Source organism: Alphaproteobacteria bacterium, assembly GCA_041396705.1.
Taxonomy (GTDB): Bacteria; Pseudomonadota; Alphaproteobacteria; order CALKHQ01; family CALKHQ01; genus CALKHQ01.
Map to the genome: position 1 here is coordinate 433883 of JAWKYB010000003.1, position 17845 is coordinate 451727.

At 70.9% G+C, this 17845-nt stretch carries 19 protein-coding genes and 1 tRNA gene; 7 read left to right on the plus strand and 13 right to left on the minus strand.

What is annotated here, in order from left to right; all coding sequences use genetic code 11:
- Window positions 1-13: 13 nt before the first annotated feature.
- The 4 genes from R3F55_05470 to R3F55_05485 form a co-directional block, all read right to left on the minus strand.
- Window positions 14-529 (minus strand): adenine phosphoribosyltransferase, encoded by a 516-nt coding sequence (locus R3F55_05470; GenBank protein MEZ5666874.1) that lies wholly within the window; start codon window positions 527-529, stop codon window positions 14-16.
- Between the two features lie 100 nt (window positions 530-629).
- The gene (locus tag R3F55_05475) at window positions 630-1505 is read right to left on the minus strand and encodes a lytic transglycosylase domain-containing protein (GenBank protein ID MEZ5666875.1); all 876 of its coding nucleotides are present in this window, start codon (window positions 1503-1505) and stop codon (window positions 630-632) included.
- Between the two features lie 344 nt (window positions 1506-1849).
- Window positions 1850-2431: an N-acetyltransferase family protein gene (locus R3F55_05480; GenBank protein MEZ5666876.1), complete on the minus strand. Its 582-nt coding sequence runs from the start codon at window positions 2429-2431 to the stop codon at window positions 1850-1852.
- Between the two features lie 11 nt (window positions 2432-2442).
- Entirely contained in the window at window positions 2443-3342 is a 900-nt protein-coding gene (locus R3F55_05485; protein ID MEZ5666877.1) for an N-formylglutamate amidohydrolase, read from the minus strand.
- A 183-nt stretch (window positions 3343-3525) separates the two neighbouring features.
- Here R3F55_05485 and R3F55_05490 point away from each other — a divergent pair, with 183 nt between their 5' ends.
- From R3F55_05490 to R3F55_05500, 3 genes are all read left to right on the plus strand, one after another.
- Window positions 3526-3885: a response regulator gene (locus R3F55_05490; GenBank protein ID MEZ5666878.1), complete on the plus strand. Its 360-nt coding sequence runs from the start codon at window positions 3526-3528 to the stop codon at window positions 3883-3885.
- A gap of 88 nt (window positions 3886-3973) precedes the next feature.
- Window positions 3974-4048 (plus strand) — tRNA-Val (locus R3F55_05495).
- 139 nt (window positions 4049-4187) lie between these two features.
- Entirely contained in the window at window positions 4188-5162 is a 975-nt protein-coding gene (locus tag R3F55_05500; GenBank protein ID MEZ5666879.1) for a methyltransferase domain-containing protein, read from the plus strand.
- Window positions 5163-5186: 24 nt separating this feature from the next.
- Here R3F55_05500 and R3F55_05505 read toward each other — a convergent pair whose 3' ends face one another.
- Both R3F55_05505 and R3F55_05510 read right to left on the minus strand, forming a co-directional pair.
- Window positions 5187-6320, minus strand: a complete 1134-nt coding sequence (locus R3F55_05505; protein ID MEZ5666880.1) for a Gfo/Idh/MocA family oxidoreductase — start codon at window positions 6318-6320, stop codon at window positions 5187-5189.
- Window positions 6321-6331: 11 nt separating this feature from the next.
- Entirely contained in the window at window positions 6332-7540 is a 1209-nt protein-coding gene (locus R3F55_05510) for a Gfo/Idh/MocA family oxidoreductase (GenBank protein MEZ5666881.1), read from the minus strand.
- A 167-nt stretch (window positions 7541-7707) separates the two neighbouring features.
- On the opposite strand from R3F55_05510, the gene R3F55_05515 reads away from it, so the two are divergent.
- Both R3F55_05515 and R3F55_05520 read left to right on the plus strand, forming a co-directional pair.
- Entirely contained in the window at window positions 7708-8751 is a 1044-nt protein-coding gene (locus tag R3F55_05515) for a questin oxidase family protein (protein ID MEZ5666882.1), read from the plus strand.
- Between the two features lie 8 nt (window positions 8752-8759).
- Window positions 8760-9953: an amidohydrolase gene (locus tag R3F55_05520; GenBank protein MEZ5666883.1), complete on the plus strand. Its 1194-nt coding sequence runs from the start codon at window positions 8760-8762 to the stop codon at window positions 9951-9953.
- On the opposite strand, the gene R3F55_05525 is transcribed toward R3F55_05520, so the two are convergent.
- The 5 genes from R3F55_05525 to R3F55_05545 form a co-directional block, all read right to left on the minus strand.
- Window positions 9950-10468, minus strand: a complete 519-nt coding sequence (locus R3F55_05525; GenBank protein MEZ5666884.1) for a GNAT family N-acetyltransferase — start codon at window positions 10466-10468, stop codon at window positions 9950-9952. The two genes, R3F55_05520 and R3F55_05525, sit on opposite strands and share 4 nt — an antisense overlap.
- Before the next feature lie 47 nt (window positions 10469-10515).
- Window positions 10516-11340 carry a carbohydrate ABC transporter permease gene (locus tag R3F55_05530; protein ID MEZ5666885.1) on the minus strand — a complete coding sequence of 275 codons (825 nt, stop codon included), beginning with the start codon at window positions 11338-11340 and terminating at the stop codon, window positions 10516-10518.
- Window positions 11340-12287 (minus strand): sugar ABC transporter permease, encoded by a 948-nt coding sequence (locus R3F55_05535; GenBank protein ID MEZ5666886.1) that lies wholly within the window; start codon window positions 12285-12287, stop codon window positions 11340-11342. The genes R3F55_05530 and R3F55_05535 overlap by 1 nt, the downstream gene beginning before the upstream one ends.
- A 22-nt stretch (window positions 12288-12309) precedes the next feature.
- Complete coding sequence (locus R3F55_05540) at window positions 12310-13587, minus strand: sugar ABC transporter substrate-binding protein (protein MEZ5666887.1); 1278 nt, start codon at window positions 13585-13587, stop codon at window positions 12310-12312.
- 132 nt (window positions 13588-13719) lie between these two features.
- Window positions 13720-13905, minus strand: a complete 186-nt coding sequence (locus tag R3F55_05545; protein MEZ5666888.1) for a hypothetical protein — start codon at window positions 13903-13905, stop codon at window positions 13720-13722.
- Window positions 13906-14068: 163 nt separating this feature from the next.
- Here R3F55_05545 and R3F55_05550 point away from each other — a divergent pair, with 163 nt between their 5' ends.
- The gene (locus R3F55_05550; GenBank protein ID MEZ5666889.1) at window positions 14069-15055 is read left to right on the plus strand and encodes an NAD(P)-dependent oxidoreductase; all 987 of its coding nucleotides are present in this window, start codon (window positions 14069-14071) and stop codon (window positions 15053-15055) included.
- A 182-nt stretch (window positions 15056-15237) separates the two neighbouring features.
- Window positions 15238-16389, plus strand: a complete 1152-nt coding sequence (locus R3F55_05555) for an ATP-binding protein (protein ID MEZ5666890.1) — start codon at window positions 15238-15240, stop codon at window positions 16387-16389.
- Between the two features lie 40 nt (window positions 16390-16429).
- Here the strand turns inward: R3F55_05555 and R3F55_05560 are convergent, their stop codons facing one another.
- Window positions 16430-16606: a YegP family protein gene (locus R3F55_05560; protein MEZ5666891.1), complete on the minus strand. Its 177-nt coding sequence runs from the start codon at window positions 16604-16606 to the stop codon at window positions 16430-16432.
- 207 nt (window positions 16607-16813) lie between these two features.
- Complete coding sequence (rpoH, locus tag R3F55_05565; protein MEZ5666892.1) at window positions 16814-17758, minus strand: RNA polymerase sigma factor RpoH; 945 nt, start codon at window positions 17756-17758, stop codon at window positions 16814-16816.
- Window positions 17759-17845: the final 87 nt, after the last annotated feature.

Sequence of the window (17845 nt, forward strand, 5' to 3'; positions counted from 1 at the left end):
CAAGAGCCGCGGATCAGGAGTCGTACTGGACCAGGCTGTGGAACGGCTTGGCGATCGACCGGCGCCCGTTCAGGAAGGTCAGCTCGATGATGGTGGCCACCGCCTCGACGCGGCCGCCGATCTTTTCGATCAGCGTGACCGAGGCGGCCAGCGTGCCGCCCGTCGCGATCAGGTCGTCGAGCACGATCACCCGCTGTCCGGGTTTGACCGCGTCCTGCTGCACCTCGATGGTATCGGTGCCGTATTCCAGGTCGTAGTCGTGGGCGACCACGTCGCCCGGCAGCTTGCCGCGCTTGCGCACCATCAGGAAGCCGCAGCCGAGCTGGAGCGCGAGCGGTGCGGCGACCAGGAAGCCGCGGGACTCGATGCCCGCCAGCATGTCAGGCCGGTACGGCGCCAGCAGTCCCGCCAGCCGGTCGACCGCGGCATGCCAGGCCTGCGGGTGGGCCAGCAGGGTCGAGATGTCGTAGAAGCCGATGCCCTTCTTCGGGAAGTCGGGAATGCAGCGGATATGCGCCTTCAGATCGATCGCCTGCTCCGCCACCATGCCCCTCCGCCTCGGCACAAAAACGCCGCATCCTAGTGGCCGCGACGGCGCCCCGCAACGGCGGCGCGCGGTCGCTGGCGGATCAGCGCGGCGGCAGCGGGAAGAAGCGCAACGGTGTCGCATCCGCGCCGGCGGCACCGCCCACGCCCAGCGCCCGGGCCTGCTGCACCAGGGCCGCGGAAGGTCCGCCGCGGGCCGCTTCGGCGATGACCGGGGATGGCGAGGCCGACAGGCCGCCGATGGCGCCGGCGCCGCTGCCCGGCCCGCCGGCGGCAACCAGCCCGCCGAACAGCGTCGGACCGGACGGGGCCGCCGGCACCGCGGCGGCGGCGACGGTCGCTGCCATGTTGCCGCCGAGCGCAGACCAGGCGTCGGCGACCTTGGCCTGGTAGTCGGCCTGCCGCCAGTCGGTCGGCGAGTGGTAGTAGCCGATGGCGGTCGGCCAGTCGCCGTGCTGGGCCAGCAGCCGCGTCAGCAGCCGGGCGGCATAGTCGGCGTTCAGCGCGGGGTCGAAGGCGTCGTCCAGGTCGACGAAGGCGTCGGGATGCCAGTGCAGGTTGATCTGCATGCAGCCGACGTCGATGCTGGTCTTGCCGGCCGCCCGTTCCGCTTCGACCGCGGCGATCGCCTCGGCCTTGCTGTCGAAGTGCGCGCCCGCGCCCTCGGCATTGATGGTCCAGGGCCAGGCAAGATTTGCCTGCAGGGCCGGGTCGTATCGGCCGCTCTCGACGGTCGCGATGGCGGTCAGCAACCCGCCGGGCAGGCCGTAGCGCGCCTCTGCCTCGGCCGCCGCCTGTGCGCAGGTCTCGGGTCCGGCCGGCGCGCCGGAGGCCAGGGAAATGGCGCCGAATCCGGTGATTCCGCCGGCGGACTGGGCCAGCGCCGGCAGTGTCGGCGCACCCGCAGCCAGTGCCCACAATGCCGCGCCGGCAACCGCCCGAGCCTTCGAATCCGCCATGACCGATCCCTATCGTCGTGAGAACACCGGCCGATCGGTGCATCGGTCGTGCCAGCCGGCGCCCGGGGCGGGCGAATCGATGTTGCCGGCATGTCACAGTGCCGCGCGCTCATATTTTTTGCAGTGCAGCAAATTCGGGCAGATTAACTGGCCGTAAAAAAACTTTTCGTGCCATTTCAACGCTGTAACAAAAAAATCTCGATTTCTGTTGAATCCGGCGGGCACAGGGAGCATATTGTGCATCGCGGTATGCCGACTGCGGTCGGATGCCCAAACATACCGCTTCTACCCTTTGGGCGTTTCCTCCCTAGACTCGGGCCGCATCAGCGGCCCTTTTTTTTGGCCTAGTCCGGCCCCGGGGCGGAATCCTCGCCGGCGCCCAGCGACCGCTGCATCATCACGCAGTCGACCCAGTGGCCGGCCTTGAAGCCGACCGCATACAGCAGGCCGGACAGCCGGAACCCCATCCGCCGGTGCAGCATCACCGACGCGGTGTTGCCGGAATCGCCGACCACCGCGATCATCTGCCGCTTGCCGATGGCGGTGCAGGCGTCGATCAGCCCGCCCAGCAACTGGCTGCCGACGCCGCGCCCGCGCACGTCGGACAGCACGTAGATGCTGTCCTCGACCGTGTGCCGATAGGCGCTGCGCGGGCGGAACGGCCCGGCATAGGTGAAGCCGGCGATCCGCCCGTCGATCTCGGCGACCAGATAGGGCAGGCCCAGCGCCGTCAGCGCCTGGTAGCGCTGGCTCATCTCCGCCAGGTCGGGCGGGATCTCCTCGAACGAGCCCAGGCCGCGCACCACGCTGTCGGCGTAGATCGCGGTGATCGCGCTCAGATCGCGCGCCTCGGCGGGCCGCACGACGACGCCGGCGATCTGGTCGGCGCGCGCGGGCGACTCGTCCTCCGGCAGCGGGCCGGCCATTGCCGTCCGGCTCAGCGCCGGTCGGCGGCGATCTGTCGGCTGGCGGCGGCCAGGGCAGCGACCAGACGCGACATGTCGTCGGCGACGGCCTTGAACCGGGCGCTGCGCGCGATCCGGTTCTCGTCCATGTAGAGCGCGCGATTGAGCTCGATTTGCAGCGCATGCAGGCGCTCCGCCGGCCGGCCGTAGTGGCGGGTGGTGAAGCCGCCGGCGTAGGGCACGTTGCGGTAGACCCGGTAGCCGAGCTCGGTCAGCGTCTGCTCGGCGCAAGCGACCAGGTCCTGGCTGCACGAGGTGCCGTGCGCGTCGCCCAGCACCACGTCGACGCTGGGCACCGGCTTGCCGCCCCGGCGCACCGCTTCCATGCTGTTCGACGGCATCGAATGGCAGTCGACCAGCAGGCATGTGCCGAACCGGGCCCGGGTTTCCTCCACCAGGCCGCGCAGCGCGTCGTGATAGGGCCGGTAGCAGGCCTCGATCCGGCTCAGCGCCTCGTGCACTTTCAGGCGCCGGCGATAGATCGGCTGGCCGTTGGCGACGGTGCGGGCGATCGTGCCCAGCCCGGCCGCCACACGGGGCGAGCGGGCGTTGGCATAGCCCGGCAGCTCGTCGTCGTACATTTCCGGGTCCAGCTCGAACGGCTCCCGGTTGGCATCGACGAAGGCGCGGGCGAACAGCGCGTTGATCAGCGGCACGCCCAGGTCCGGGCCGCCGGCGAACAGCTCGTCGACGAAGCTGTCCTCCGACCGGCGCAGGCTGATCGGGTCGAGCCGCGTCACCGCTAGGAAGGACGGGGGATACCATTGGCCGCTATGGGGCGAGGCGAGCACGACGGGCGCAATCTGGCGCCTGGGCAATGCCACCCCGTACGGCGCCTGGGTCGCCGTGTATTCGCGGCTCAACACATTCATGATGGATGTTTTAGTGTTCCATCCGTGTAAACTCAACGGGCGGTGTGGGTCGTTGCCGGCGCCGGGGCGGCGATGGGGGCGACCGCGGGGCGGCCGGGCGCGGGGGCGACGGCGCCGACGCACGGGATAAGCGTAATTTAACCGGCGCGGCATAGGGTTGCCGCAGACCGAAGCGGATGGACGATGGCCGACATTCTCCTAGCCGAAGACGACGATGGTTTGCGCCGGTTCCTGGCCAAGGCACTGGCGCAGGCCGGGCACCAGGTGGTCACCGCCGAGAACGGCGCCGTCGCCAAGCGGCTGCTCGACGCGCATCATTTCAACCTGCTGATCACCGACATCGTCATGCCGGAGATGGACGGAATCCAGCTGGCCCGCCATGCCACGCGCGAGGTGCCGAACATCCGCGTGCTGTTCATCACCGGCTTTGCCGCGGTCGCGCTGCGCGACCGGCCGCCGGAGCTGAGCGAGGCTTCGGCCCTGTCCAAGCCGTTCCACCTGCGCGACCTCGTCCGCCAGGTCGACCTGATCCTGGCGGCCTGAACCGCACCGCGGGCGGCGGCGGGACGGGCGACTTGCGCCGCGCCGCGGCCGGCGCTATACGACACCTCCGGTCCGAACGGGCCGGCATGGGCGGTTAGCTCAGCGGGAGAGCACTACGTTGACATCGTAGGGGTCACTGGTTCAATCCCAGTACCGCCCACCATCGCCTCCGGGCCCGCCAGGCGCCCGCACCCGCGGCGGCCGCAGTGGCCGGAATGGCCACAAAAGTCCGATTTAAGCGTCTCTTAGGGCCGGGCGGCTAGGCTGCCCGATCGGAGAGAACATTTGGCAGGAGGCCACGGGTGGCTGTCGCCGCGACTGCGGAGGGCGAGGCTGGTTCGGCGCGTACACCGCTGAAGCTGCGCTTGAGGGCGTGGTGGGAAGGCGTGGACGTGGCCGACCTGCGCGTCGATTCCGACGGCGAGGCGACGCAGCGGGACGACGCCGCCAACGAGGACGCTCCCGGCAGCGAGGCCGAAGCAGAGCCGGCGTCCGAGCCGGACTGGTCCGAGGAGCGCATCGCCGCGGTCGAGGCGCTGTGGGGCCACGGCCATGTCAGGCCCGGCGGCGACACCTTCACACTGAATTTCATCCGGCCGATGGCGCCGACGCCCGCCATGTCGATCATCGACCTGCGCGCGGGCCTGGGCGGCCCGGCCCGCGCCCTGGTCGATACCTTCGGCCTGTGGATTGCCGGCTACGAGCCCTGCGCCTCGCTGGCGGCCGCCGGCCACGAGCGCTCGATCTACGGCGGCATGGCGCGCAAGGCGCCGATCCAGGCCTACGAGCCGGCGTCGCTGGAGCTGAAAGCGAACCGCTACGACGCCGCCTTCGCTTTCGAGCTGTTCAGCCGGATCCGCGACAAGACCGGCCTGTTCGAGCGGGTGGTCGCGGCGCTGAAGGAGCCCGGCCAGCTCATGTTCACCGAATTCGCGCTGAAGGAGCGCGGCGAGCCCAACGACGCGATCGTCGCCTGGCGGGAAGCGGAGCCGGAGATCGCCGATTTGTGGACTCTCGACGAGTACCGGGCGATGTGCGAGGACGCGGGCCTCGACCTGCGCATCTGCGACGACTTCAGCGACGACTACCGCGCGGTGGCGCTGACCGGCTGGCTGGAGGCCGTCGAGCAGTTCCGCCCCGGCACGCACGAGCCGCCGGTGGTCGCGTTCATGCTCGACGAGGCCGAGCGCTGGGTGAAGCGGCTCGCCGCGATCGACAGCGGCGACCTGCGCGTGATCCGCGTTCACGCGTTCAAGAAGGCGCCGCCGCCGAAATAGGCGGCGCGCGTCCTCGGCGGGCCTCTATCGCAGGCCGCGGTGGCGCACCGCCTCGCGCGCCCCGCCGTCCGCCGAGCGCAGGATGGCGTCGACGATCTCGGCCACCCGATAGCCGTCCTCGAACGTCGCCGCCATCGGGTCCAGCGGCCGTTTCTCCGCCATCGCCGTCAGCATCTGGTGCGCCTGGAACACGAAGCAGTCGTTCCAGCCGACCGCGTGCGATCCCTGGATGCCGCCGGGCAGCCAGAACTCGGCATAGGGATGGCCCGGCGCCAGCGCCTTTATGATGCGCGGGCTCTTCCCCGGCTCGCGCCACTGCAGCTCGTTCAGCCGCTCCACGTCGAACAGCACCGAGCCCTTGTTGCCGTCGACCTCGATGCGCCCGGTCAGGCTGTGCGGCTCGTCGGAACGCGTGGCCTCGAACACCGCGGTGGCATCGTTGTCGAGCCTGGCGATGGCGGCGACCCAGTCGTCGTTGACCGCGGCGACGCGGCCCGCCGAGTCCTTCCGCCAGCTCTTGGCCGATGCCTGCACCTCGACCGGCTCGCCGGCCAGGAAACGGCAGACGTCGATATGGTGCGAGCCGAGGTCGGACGAGGCGCCGCCGCCGGCCGCCTTGCGGTCGAAGCGCCAGGTCAGCACCTCGCCCGGCTGCACCATGTCCATCAGGAAGTTGGACCGGAAGTGGCGGAGGGTGCCCAGCTCGCCGGCCTCGATCATCTGGCGCGCGAGCCTGAGCGCCGGGATCGACCGGTGCAGGAAGGCGCACATGTGCAGTACCTGCGCATCGGCCGCCGCCTGCCAGATCCGGTGCGCCTCGTCGGCGTCGCGGGCAAGCGGCTTTTCGCTGAACAGCGCCTTGCCGGCGGCGGCGGCGGCGATGGTGGGCTCCGCGTGCCGGTCGTTGGGGCCGGCGTTGATGAACAGGTCGATCCCCGGGTCGGCGACGACATCGTGCCAGTCCGGCGTCGTCCGCTGCCAGTCGTAGCGGGCGGCGACCTCGCGGGCCAAAGCCGCGTCGCTTTCGGCCAGCGCGACCAGCGCGACAGGAACCCGGTCCGGGAACCGGCTGTAGCGCACCGTGGAGAAAGTCAGCGCATGCATCTGGCCGATGAAGCCGGCGCCGAGCATGCCGATCCTGACGGGTTGTGGGCTCATGGGACTCTCCGTCACGGGCCGTGCGGTCGGTCGACGTCGGCGAGCGCGACCCAGCGCCCGTCGCCGTCGCTGGAGGCGACGGCCGCCTCGTGGAAGCGCATGGTGGCGACGCCGTCGTCGATCGTCGGCAGGTCGGTCCACAGCGGGTCGACCGGCTCGCCGAGCCGTCGGGCGATCAGGATGTGGGCGAAATCCCGGTAGAGATTGGCGAAGGCCATCAGGTAGCCCTCCGGGTGGCCGCCGCGGATCCGGCTGGCGTGACGGCCGGCGGGCAGCAGCCAGTCGTGGCCCGGCGTGATGTCGCGGCGCGCGCCGCCGGCCGGCAGGTGGACAAGCAGTTCCGGCCGCTCCTGGTCCCAGTGCAGGCTGCCGGTCTCGCCGAAGATGCGGAAGCGCAGGCCGTGCTCGGCGCCGGCGGCGACGAAGCTGACCCACATCCGGCCGACCGCGCCGCCGGAAAGCCGCAGGTTGAAGCGGCCGTCGTCGTAGGTCTCGCGCCCGGGCACGAAGGTGCGCAGCTCGCCCGACACCGCTGCGACCGACAGGCCGGAGACGAAAGCGGCCATGTTGACGGCGTGGCTGGCGATCTCGCCCAGCATCGAGGCCTTGCCCATCACCTGCGGCCGGAAGCGCCAGTGCTTGCGCGCCGGGTCCGCTTCCTCGGTCAGGAAGGCGCCGTTGACGAAATCGGACTCGACAAGCCGCACCGCGCCGATCGCACCGTCTCGCACCATCGCGCGGGCCTGCCGCACCATCGGATAGCCGGTGTAGCAGTGGGTCAGCAGGAAGGCGCGCCAGCTGTCCGCGACCGCATGCTGCAGCGCGACCGCCTGGGCCAGGGTCGCCGTCATCGGCTTCTCGCAGATCACATCGAGTCCGGCGGCCCGGAACGCCGCGGCCCCGTCGGCATGGATGTCCGGCGGGGTGCAGACGGTGACCACGTCGACGCCGTCGTCGCGGGCGGCCTCGGCCCGCGCCATTTCGCGCCAGTCCGTGTAACTGCGCTCGACCGGCAGCAGCTCCGCGGCCGCCGACGCCCGCGCGATCGCCGGGTCGACCGACAGGCAGCCGGCGACGAGGTCGTAAAGCCCATCGGCGCGCAGCGCATGGCGGTGGGTGGACCCGATGATGGAATCGCTGCCGCCGCCGACCATGCCGATGCGCAGGCGGCGGCCGAAACGTTGCAGCAGCGAACCCGGCGCCTCGGCCCGGTCCGGCATGGTCTCCTCCCCTGGCGGCACGGTTCGCCCGCGCCTTGGCCGGCAGTATCGCCGAAACGGTGCCGTCCGGTCGATGCCGATCTGATTCGGCGTCGCGTCGCGGCCGCGATCTTGCAAGGGCGGCGGCGCGGTGCTGTTGTGGTGCTGCACAGGGGGAGGCCGGCAGGATGATGATGGCGGCTGTACCGAAAGCGCGGACTGACGACGGGCTCGACCGGCAGGTGGCCGCTGCGGCCGCGTGCAGCGTCGAGTTCCCGCATGTCCTGGCCAACCACCTGCCGATGGTGCTGGTGGCGCTGCACAGGCTGGGCGCGAGCGAAGCACGGATGCGGCAGTTCGCCGAGCGCTACCGGGCGGCAAGCGGACTGGTGCCGGTGCCGGCGTCTGTGGCGCCGATCGGCGCCGCGGACTGGCGCGACCATCTCGGCGACCGCACCCGCGAGGCCGACTACCGCGCGTTCTTCCACCGGGAGGTGCGGCGCCTCGGCGGCCGGCGTGCGGTCGAGGCGTATCTGCCCGAGCTGGTGCCGGGCATCGCCGCCAGCGCGCTGCATGCGCTGATGCGGCTGGCCTATGCGACGCTGCGCGACGACGCCGACGAGACCGCGATCGGGCTCGCCTATCTTTGCGGCAGCTACCTGCCGTTGCGCACCGCAGGCGGCCATGCGCCCGACACCGACGACCCGGCGGCGGTGCTGCTGGCGATGCGCCCGGAGCCGGCCTTCGCCCATGTCGAGAGTGAGACCGACCTGCTCTGGCACTGGATGCGGGCGACGGCGCGGCTGCCGGCGTTCGAAGGCCTGGTCGACCGGCTGCGGATCGGTCACGACACGCTGGCGCGCGTCGCGGCGGTGTCGATCCGGCTGATGGCGGCGACCATGACCTTCGAGGCGCTGCACGCGGTCACCGGGGCGCACTGGGTGAGGCTGCTGCGCGGCCTTGGCTGCGACGCGATGCTGCTGCGCTATTTCTGGCAGGCGATCGCGGCGGTCTATCCCAAGATCGGGATGCCGCTGCTGCCCGACGAGCCGGCCTTCGCGGCGATGCGGCGTGCGCCCTGTCCGGACTGGCCGGAGATCGCCGCGGCGGCGTGCGCGTCCGACGACGAGCACGACGTCAGCTTCGCCTTCTCCGCACGCGAGGAGCAGGCGGTTTACGGCGACCGGCTGTACCAGGTGACCGCGGCCCGGCGTGTCGGCCTGATCCCGTGACGGACCCCGTGACGGCGGCCCTGGTCCTGCGCGATGCGCTGCTGCCCGACGGCCGCAGCGCCGACCTCCGCCTCGCCGAGGGCCGGATCGCGGCGATCGAGCCGGCCGGCGGGCCGCCGGCGCCCGGTGAGAACGCGATCGCGCTCGGCGGCCAGTTGCTGCTGCCCGGCTTCGTCGACGGCCACATCCACCTCGACAAGACCTTCGCCGGCCTGCCGTGGCGGCCGCATGTGGCCGGCGGCGGCGTGCCGGCCCGGGTGGCGGCCGAGAAGGCCGCGCTCGCCGGCCTGACGGTGCCGATCGCGGAGCGGGCGACGGCTTTGGTGCGCCAGGCCGCCGCGTTCGGCACCACCCGGATGCGCAGCCACGTCGACATCGACACTGGCGTGGGCCTGGCGGGGCTGGAGGCGCTGCTGGACGTGCGCGCCCGCTGCGCCGATCTGATGGACATCCAGCTGGTCGCGTTCCCGCAGAGCGGCGTGCTGGCCGGTCCCGGCACCGCCGACCTGCTCGACCGGGCGGTCGCGGCCGGGGCGGAAGCGGTCGGCGGGCTCGATCCGGCCGGCTTCGACGGCGACATCGAGGGCCAGCTCGAGGTGGTGTTCGGCATCGCCGAGCGGCGCGGCGCGTGGGTCGACATCCACCTGCACGACCCGGGCGAGATGGGCGCCTTCGAGCTACGCCGGATCGCGGCGCGAACCCGCGCGCTCGGCCTGCAGGGCCGGGTCGCGGTCAGCCATGCCTATGCGCTGGGCGCCGTCGACGACGCCACCTTCGGTGCCACGGCCGACGCGCTCGCCGCCGCCGGGGTCGCGATCATGACCAACGGCCCCGGCCCGGACCCGATCCCGCCGGTGAAGCGGCTGCGCGCGGCCGGGGTGACGGTGTTCGCCGGCTCCGACAACATCCGCGACAGCTGGTCGCCCTACGGCAGCGGCGACATGCTGGAGCGGGCCCGGCTGATCGGCTACCGCAACGGGCTCGCCACCGACGACGAGCTGGCGCTGGCGCTGGCGCTGGCCACCGATGCCGCCGCCGGCGTGCTCGGCGTCGACGGCTACGGCATCGCCGTCGGCGCACGCGCCGACCTGGTTGCCGTGTCGGCCTCCTGCGTCGCCGAGGCGGTGGCGACCTTCCCGCCGCGCTCGCTGGTCATCCGCGCCGGCCGCGTCGTTGCGCGCGGGGGCGCCACGGTCGCCTAGACTAGCGCCTTGCGCATCGCGCCGCGCGGCCAGCGGGCGAAGCCCCAGGCGGCCTCGTCGGCCTGGATCTGGCGCAGCTCCGGCCGGTCCGGGCCGGGCTCGAAGCGGACGAAGCCGAGCGATTCGTACAGCGGCGCGTTCCAGGACACCTCGAGATAGGTGGTCAGCGTGACCTCGTCGTAGCCGGCGCCGCGCGCCCAGGCCTCGGCGGCCGCGAACAGCGCGCGGCCGATGCCGCGGCCCTGGTGGCTGCGCCTGACCGAGACCTCGACGATGTGGGCGCGGCCGTCGGCCGGCCAGGCCAGCAGGAAGCCGACCAGGGCGCCGTCGGCCGCGGCGACCAGCACGGTGCCTTCGCCGAAGGCGCGCGCATGCTCCTCCGGGTCGCGCAGCGGCCCGTCGGCGCAATAGTCGTAGCCGACGCTGCGATAGCGCTGCTGGGCGTCGCGCTCGATCGCCGGCAGCAGCGCCAGTTCGTCGGCGCGCGCCGGGCGGATGGCATGGGTCCCGGTCATCGCCCGAGCCTTTTCGGCCACAGCGGCGCCGGACGCAAGGGCCGCCATCAGTGGAAGCCGCGGGTCAGGCCCTGGACGAAGTAGCGGTTGAGAACAAGGGCGAGTGCGACGATCGGCAGGGTGGAGAAATGGGCGAGCGCGCCCATGGTGCCCCAGGTGATCTCCTTGGTGCCGTAGGCGGTGAGCAGCGCGACCGACAGGGTCTTGGTGTCGGCGGTGGTCAGGAAGGCCGGGAACAGGAAGCTGTTCCACGACAGCATGAAGCACAGCAGCGCGCTGGCGACGATGCCGGGCACCACCATCGGCACCGCGATGCGCCAGAAGGCGCCGAACTGGGTGGCGCCGTCGGCCATCGCCGCCTGCTCGATCTCCGGCGGCACGCTGCGGAACCAGGAGAACATCATCCAGACCACGAAGGCGGTGTTCAGGGTGGTGTCGAGCAGGATGACGGCGCCGTAGCTGCCGAGCAGCCCGAGGTCGCGCATCAGCAGGTAGAACGGGATCAGCGTCGCCACCGGCGGCACCATGCGCACGGCGAGGAAGAAATAGGCCAGCCCGGCGGCCCAGCGCACCCGCGCCCGCGCCAGCGCATAGCCGCAGGGCACGCCCAGTACCAGCGACAACAGCGTGGTGCCGCCGCTGATGATCACGCTGTTCTGCAGCAGCTGCGGCACGTCGAAGAAGGCGAAGATCGTGCGGAAGTTGTCCCAGGTCGGCGTGAACGCCAGCGACGGCGGGAACGAGAAGATGTCGCGCGCCGGTTTCCAGGCGGTGGAGAACAGCCAGGCCACCGGCGCCAGGAACAGCGCCAGCGCCAACGCCACGGCGGTGCGCTGGGCGGCGACCACGCGCGGCGGCTGGGCGCGCCCCATCAGCCGTTCATCCGCCGGTCGGCGCGGCGGATCACCAGCACGAAGCCGGCGGCGATCACGCCGATGCAGACCAGCATCAGGTTGGACAGCCCGGAGGCATAGCCGACGTCGAAGAACTCCAGCCCCTGCTTGACCGCATGGAACATCATCATGTTGGTGGCGTCGTCGGGGCCGCCCTTGGTGGTGACGAACACGCTGTCGAAGATGCGGAACGCATCCATGGTGCGCAGGACCAGCGCCAGGAAGATCGCCGGCAGCAGCATCGGCAGGATGACCAGCCGCAGCTTCTGCCAACCGCTGGCACCGGCCACCTCCGCCGCCTCGATCGCCTCGTCGGGCAGCGACTTCAGCCCGGCCAGCAGAATCAGCGTCACCAGCGGCGTCCACTGCCAGACGTCGATGAACACCAGCGCCCCCATCGCGCTGGCCGGATAGCCGAAGAAGCCGCGCTCGCCGCTGAGACCCCATTCGGCGGCGTAGTAGCCGATCAGGCCGAAATCGGCGGCCAGCAGCGCGCGGAACACCAGCCCGACCACCAGCGGGGTCAGCGCCACCGGCACCAGCATCAGTGCCAGGGCCACCCGGTTGAACCGGCTGTCGCGCCACAGCAGCAGCGCCAGCCCCAGCGCCAGCACGAACTCCACCGTCACCGCGCAGACGGTGAAGATCGCAGTGTTGGCCAGCGCCTGCAGCGTGACCGGGTCGCCCAGCATCTCGAGGTAGTTGTCGATGCCGACGAACTCGCGCCGGGCCGGCCGCCGCAGGTTGTAGTCGAACAGGCTGAGCCAGAAGCCCTGCGCCAGCGGCCCGCCGGCGACCACCAGCACATAGGCCAGCGAGGGCAGCCCCAGCGCCAGCAGGAACAGCCGCCGACGCTGGCCGAAGCTGATGGGCCGGGCGCCCGCCCTGGGCCGACGGGCGGCCGTGGACGACGCGACGGCGGTCATCGCGCCGCCCGATCCGCCGGGGTCAGAACAGCCCCATCGCCTGGTCCTGGGCCTCGTCGAGCGCCGCCTGCGGGTCCTCGCCGCCGGCCAGCACCGCGTTGACAGCGGAACCCAGGATGTCCTGGATCTCCGGATATTCCGGGATGCGCGGCCGGAAGTCGCCGTCGCCGTTGACGAAGCACTGGTCGATCACCGGCAGGAACGGGTATTTCGCCTGCAGTTCCGGATCGGCGGTGGTGCTGGCGCGGATGTAGCCGCCGCCGCCGAGCAGCGACATCTCCTTCTGGATCGCCGGGCTGGTGATCCACTTGATGAATTCCCAGGCGGCCGCCTGCTCGGTGTCGTCGATATCGGCATTGATGGCCAGCCCCCAGCCGCCGACGCCGCAGCGCGGCGGCAGGCCTTCGCCGGTCGGTGCGAACACCACCCGGTTCAGCCCGACCACCTTCGACATGTCCGGGTTGTCGTAGCCGGCGGCACCGACCGACCAGGTCTGCATGTTGGCGACCAGGCCCTGGCGGAACGATTCCTCGCGGCCGCCCCAGTCGTAGTCCACCGCCCCGGGCGGTGCCGCTTCGTCGAACAGCTGCTTGTAGACGGCAAGGCTGGCCACGTTCGCGGGCGCGTTGATCGCCGGCAGGCCGTCCGCGCCCATGATCGAGCCGCCCATCTGCGAATTGTACTGCATCCAGTCCTGCGCCACAGCCGGGCCGCGCTGGCCGTTGGCCACCCAGCCATACTGGTTGGCGTCGCGGTCGGTCAGTGCCTTCGCCGCCGCCACCAGCTCCTCCATCGTCGACGGCGGCTGCAGCCCGGCCTTGTCGTACAGGTCGGTGCGGTAGGCCAGCACGTTGGCATAGCCGGAGAAGGGGAAGGCGACCTGCGCGCCCTGGTAGTTGCCGAGCGCGGTCATGATCACCGGATAGATGTCGTCGAGGCCGATCTCGGCGGCGTCGCGCGCCATCCAGTCGTTCAGCACGACGCTGTGCCCGGCCTCGGCGAACTGCCCGGCCCAGACGTTGTCCATGGTGACGATGTGATAGCCGCCGGTGTCGCCGATGAAGTCGGCGGTGACCTTGGTCAGCAGCTCGGGATAGCTGAGGATGTCGACCTTGACCGTGATCCCGGTCTCGGCGCCGAACCGTTCGGCGAGCGTGACCAGCGGCCCGGAGAACGGATCGTTCATCGAGGCCAGGTTCAGGGTGACGCCGTCATAGGGCCGGTCCTGGGCGGCCGCCGCCGCCCACGCCAGGCAAGTCGCCGCAAACACCGATGCGGCCGATCCGAATCGCCGTGCCATCGCTGAGGTTCCCCTTCATGTCGGCTGCGCCGCGCGCAACGACGACGGGCGACCCCCGCCGCCGCCGGCGACTCTATACCAACGCCCTGGCGCTGCAAGGTGCGCGCCAGCGGCACGGGGCGGGGCGGCCGGTCAGCAGCGCAGGCAGTGCACCTGGCCGAAGATCGCGTCGCGGTCGCCTGCGGCGATGGCATAGTCGATCAGCACGCGCAGCGCCTTGCCGGCGTCGGGCAGGTCGTGGGCCGCCGCCATCGCCTCCAGGAATGCCATCTGGTCGTCGACCAGGTCGAAGCTGTGGGCGCTCTTGTCTCCGGCCATCGTGTTCCCCTCCGTTTGCCAGGCTCACGCGCTTGTGTAGCGCAAGTCCGCGCCGGCCAGAAAGCGCGGTCGCTCGCAGCCGCTTGCGCCGCGCCGCGAGAATGGCGACAGTGGCCGGCGATATTCATCATACAAATGTCATCGCTCCGGGGGAGGAACGAACATGCCAGACGATCGGCTGATACTGGTCACCGGCGCGACCGGCAAGGTCGGGCGCCACTTCATCGGCAGGCTGCTGGCCGACCCCGACGGCGGCCGCGTGCGCGCGCTGTGCCACAACCGCGTGTTGGACGAGAGCGCCCGGTTGGAGGTGGTGCGCGGGTCGATCGCCGACCGCGAGGTCGCCCGGCGCGCCATGACCGGGGTCAGCCATGTGGTGCATCTCGCCACCTGCAAGGAAACGCCCGAGGACGTCATGGACGTGACCGTCCGCGGCCTGTTCTGGCTGCTGGAGGAAGCGCGGACCGCGCCGTCGTTCAGTCGCTTCCTGCTGATCGGCGGCGACGCCGGCATCGGCCACTTCTTCTATCGCCGCGAGGCGCCGGTGACCGAGGACGGGCCGTTCATGGCCTATCCCGGCTGCTATGCCCTGTCGAAGGTGCTGGAGGAGGTGATGCTGGAGCAGTTCGGCATCCAGTACGACCTCGACCACTGCTGCCTGAGGGCGCCGTGGATCATGGAGAAGGACGACCTGCGCTTCGCGCACAGCTTCGGCGCCGACCAGTTCGGCGGGCCGCTGTACCGCGAGATGGTGCCGGCCGACGAGGCGGCGCGCCATGCCGCGGCCGGCGCGGTGCCGATCCTGCTCGATGCCGACGGCGCGCCGCTGAAGCGCAACTTCGTCCATGTCGACGACCTCGCCTCCGCCATCCTGGTCGCGCTCGACCACCCCGCGGCGCGCCGGCAGACCTTCCACGTCTGCATGGACGAGCCGCTCGATTATGGCGCCATGGCCGCCTATCTGGCGGAAAGCCGCGGCGTGCCGTCGGTCCCGGTCGCCTCGCCCTTCCACAGCGTCTGGCTCGACAACGCCAAGGCCCGGCTCAGGCTCGGCTGGCGCCCGGCCTACGACCTGAAACGGATGGTCGATTCGGCCTGGGACCATGTGCGCGCCGCCGGCGACCCGCGCCGGGTGTGGTATCCCGGCTGACCGGCGGCGATTCCGCCGGCCATACTGTCACATGCGAGTGTGCGGTCCGCAGCGGCCGGGCTAGAATGCCCTCCGAAGTGGGGGATTAACCGGATTTTTCGACCGGCGGGCGACGCTGGGCGCTCCGGCCGTGCCGTGTTGCGGGCCAGCGGCCGGGCGAGCCGGCGGGGACTGAGCCCAGCATGAAGATCGATGCAGATGACGCGCTGACCGTGGTCGAGGCGCTGGACGCGACGTCCGACGCCGTCGTCATCTACGACGCCGACGGCCGGCTGGTCGCATGCAACGCGAACTTCAAGGCGCTCTACGGCTATTCCGACGACGAGGCGCGGCCCGGCGTGCATTTCCGCGACCTGGGCGCGCTGGATGTGGGGCGCGGCAACGTCGTCGTCGGCGACGAGCGCGGCGGCGCCGACTACCTCGAGCGCAAGGCGGAATACCGGCGCCGGCTGGAAGGCTCATTCGTGGTCCGGCTGGCCGACGGCCGCTGGATCAGGACCACCGACCGCCGCACCAGGGCCGGCGGCTTCGTCAGCATCCAGACCGACATCACCGAGCTGAAGTCCACCGAACGGGCGCTGCGCGTCGCGAAGGAGGCGGCGGAGGCAGCAAGCCGCACCAAGACCGAGTTCCTCGCCAGCATGAGCCACGAGCTGCGTACGCCGCTGAACGCGATCATCGGTTTCGCGTCGGTGCTGGAGCAGGAGCTGTACGGCCGGCACGCGACGCCGAAGTACAGGGAATACGCCCACGATATCGTCGCGGCCGGCCAGCACCTGATGCAGCTGATCGACGACATCCTCGACGTCGCCAAGATCGAGAACAGCACGATCAAGCTGGCGGAGGAGGCGATCGACCTCGCCGAACTCAACGCTTGGTGCACGCACCTGTTCGACGACCTGACCCTGCGCTCCGGCATCGTTCTCACCGCAACCCTGCCGGCCGGCGCCGTCGCGCTGAACGGCGACGCGCAGCGCGTGCGTCAGATCGTCGTGAACCTGGTCTCGAACGCCATCCGCTTCACGCCGCCCGGCGGCACGGTGGCGATCTCCTGGACGGTGGAGGACGGCGGCATCGTACTGACGGTGACCGACACCGGCAGCGGCATCGATCCCGCCTTCCTGCCGCATGTGTTCGAGCCGTTCCGCCAGGGCGAGCCGCGGGCCGGCACGCGCAACGAGGGCACCGGCCTTGGCCTGGCTCTGGTCAAGCGCTTCGCCGAACTGCATGGCGGCGGGGTGACGCTGGACAGCGCACCCGGCCGCGGCACCACCGTGCGCGTCCGGTTCCCGCCCGAACGCACGCTGCGGCAGGCGCGGCGGGCGCGGGCCTGAACGGACGGCGGCCCCGGCGCGTACGCCGGCGGGCCGAGGGTCAGCTGTTGTCTTCGATCGGCGCGTCGGGCCCGTTCTTCTTGATCGAGGCGATCGCGTTCTGCGCCGACGACTTGCTGGAATAGCCCTCGGTCGCGAACATCACTTCGTTGTTGTACTTGAAGCGGACGCGGAACTCGCCCTTCTTGTCCTTGTATATCTCGAACTTGTGGGCCATGGGGAACCTCCCTTGCTGGTCGTCGCGTCGACGCCGGGACGCGTTCGGCGCACCCTCGGGCGAGGGGCATGGCTGGCGGCGCCGCGGCGGGGCTGGACATTGCGCCGCACCCTGTATCCCCCGGTCCGGCGACGACGGCAAGAGCTAATGGCACGCGCAGCGGCGCCCCGCCGCGGCATCGCCGCGCCGGGGCCGGTCCGGCTTCGCTCAGAAGCTCGCGTCCGGCAGCGTCGCCTTCGAAGCCTCGAGCTGCTGCTTGATCGCCAGGTTGCGCACGGCGCGCTGCAGCTTGTCGAAGGCGCGCACCTCGATCTGGCGCACCCGTTCGCGGCTGATGCCGTATTCGCGCGACAGGTCCTCCAGCGTGACCGGATTGTCGCTCAGCCGCCGCTGCACGATGATATGGCGCTCGCGCTCGGTCAGGTTGTCCAGCGCGGCATTCAGCATCTCGCGGCGCTGCTGCAGCTCCTCGCGATGGGCCAGCTCGGTTTCCTGGTCGTCGCTGTCGTCCACCAGCCAGTCCTGCCACTCGCCCTCGGCGTCGGCGCGCAGCGGCGCGTTCAGCGAGTGGTCGGGGCTGGCCAGCCGCCGGTTCATGTTGACGACCTCTTCCTCCGACACGTTCAGCTTGTCGGCGATCTTCTTCACCCGCTCGGGGCTGAGGTCGCCCTCCTCATAGGCCCGCATCTGGCCCTTCAGCTTGCGCAGGTTGAAGAACAGCTTCTTCTGCGCCGCCGTGGTGCCCATCTTCACCAGCGACCAGCTGTGCAGGATGTATTCCTGGATCGCGGCGCGGATCCACCACATCGCGTAGGTCGCCAGGCGGAAGCCGCGCTCGGGCTCGAACCGCTTGACCGCCTGCATCATGCCGACATTGCCTTCCGAGATCAGCTCGGCCACCGGCAGGCCGTAGCCGCGATAGCCCATGGCGATCTTGGCGACCAGGCGCAGGTGACTGTTGACCAGCCGCGCGGCGGCTTCGGTGTCGCCCTGCTCGCGCCACTGCCTGGCCAGCATGTATTCCTCGTCCGCCTCCAGCATCGGGAACTGGCGGATCTCGTGCAGATAGCGGCTGAGGCTGCCCTCCGCGGTCAGCGCCGGCAGGTTCGACGTCGCCTGCGCGAACCGGTCTTCCCTATCCTCATCGGCCATGGTGCGGCCTCCTCTTCCCTCCGCGACGCCATGGCGCCGCGCTTCCGCATGCCTCGTCCACGCCTCCACCGCCGATCATAGCCGATC